The following is a 1404-nucleotide window of genomic DNA, read 5'->3' on the forward strand; positions in this document are numbered from 1 at the left end:
GAGGCGCTGGCGCAGGGATTTCGCGACGAAACCGCCGCGCGGGTGGCGACCGGGAGCTTTTACGGCGCGATCCTCTTTGCCTGCCACGCGGCGCGCAAACCAGTCTGACCATTCTTCGGACAACGAAATGGACAAAGAAAAACCCCCGCCAAAGCGGCGGGGGTTCGTAAACGTCTCAGCGAAGCGCCTGTCAGGCTTCTTCGGAGGCCGCGTGCTCTGCTGCGGCATCTGCGGCGGCTTCGGCTTCTTCTTCGGCTTCCTGTGCGGCCAGACCCGACGGTGCCGAGATGTTCGCGATCACGAAGTCACGGTCGATCGTCGGCTTGGCGCCTTCCGGCAGAGTCACGTCCGAGATGTGGACGATATCGCCGATTTTCAGCGTCGACAGGTCGACGGTGATTTTCTCGGGGATGTCACCCGCGGTCACAACTGCCGGGCCCTTGGCATTGATCGACAGGCGCTTGGGGCCTTCGACTTCCATGCGCAGCGAAACCTGCTTGAGGTTCAGGATGATGTCGGTGACATCTTCGCGCACACCGGCCACGCTCGAGAACTCGTGCAGGACGTTATCAATCTGAACGCTGGTGATGGCGGCGCCTTGCAGCGAGCTCATCAGGATGCGACGCAGGGCGTTGCCCAGTGTCAGACCAAAGCCGCGTTCCAGCGGTTCGGCCACAACAGTTGCCTGGCGCGCTGGGTCATTGCCCGGCTTCACCTCCAACTGGGTCGGCTTGATAAGTTCTGCCCAATTTTTGTGGATCATGCGGTCCCTCCATTCCTGTCTGTGCCCCATGGTCCCAAAAGGTACAGACGCCCGAGGTTTAAAATGACGGACTGGGGCCCATGTGAAAACACGAGGCCCCAGTGTAATTTTTGGTCTGTTAGACGCGGCGGCGCTTTGGTGGGCGGCAGCCGTTGTGTGCGATCGGCGTCACGTCACGGATCGACGTGATGTTGAAACCGACAGCAGCCAGAGCGCGCAGAGCCGATTCACGGCCCGAACCTGGACCCTGAACTTCGACTTCCAGTGTCTTCACACCGTGGTCCTGTGCTTTTTTGCCTGCATCTTCTGCAGCCATCTGAGCAGCATAGGGGGTCGATTTCCGCGAGCCTTTGAAGCCCATGGTACCGGCCGACGACCACGAGATCGCGTTGCCCTGTACGTCCGAGATCAGGATCTTGGTGTTGTTGAACGTCGAGTTCACATGGGCAACGCCCGATGCAATGTTCTTACGCTCTTTTTTCTTAATACGAGTCTTATCGCGTGCCATTGATCAAACCCTCCCTTACTTCTTCTTACCGGCGATGGCCTTTGCGGGGCCTTTGCGGGTACGAGCGTTGGTGTGGGTACGCTGACCGCGAACGGGCAGGTTACGACGGTGACGCAGACCACGGTAGCAGCCC

Annotated in this window: 3 protein-coding genes; all 3 read right to left on the bottom strand. The window is 59.7% G+C overall.

The window, feature by feature from the left end:
* Positions 1-190: 190 nt before the first annotated feature.
* On the bottom strand, positions 191-763 hold the full coding sequence (locus tag A2I95_RS37905; protein WP_291737578.1) for a hypothetical protein: 573 nt from the start codon (positions 761-763) through the stop codon (positions 191-193).
* A gap of 118 nt (positions 764-881) precedes the next feature.
* Entirely contained in the window at positions 882-1271 is a 390-nt protein-coding gene (rpsK, locus tag A2I95_RS37910; protein WP_291737579.1) for a 30S ribosomal protein S11, read from the bottom strand.
* Positions 1272-1286: 15 nt separating this feature from the next.
* Positions 1287-1404: 30S ribosomal protein S13 (gene rpsM / locus A2I95_RS37915; protein ID WP_291737580.1), on the bottom strand; the 118-nt coding region annotated here is incomplete at its 5' end.

Source organism: Leisingera sp. F5, assembly GCF_001593695.1.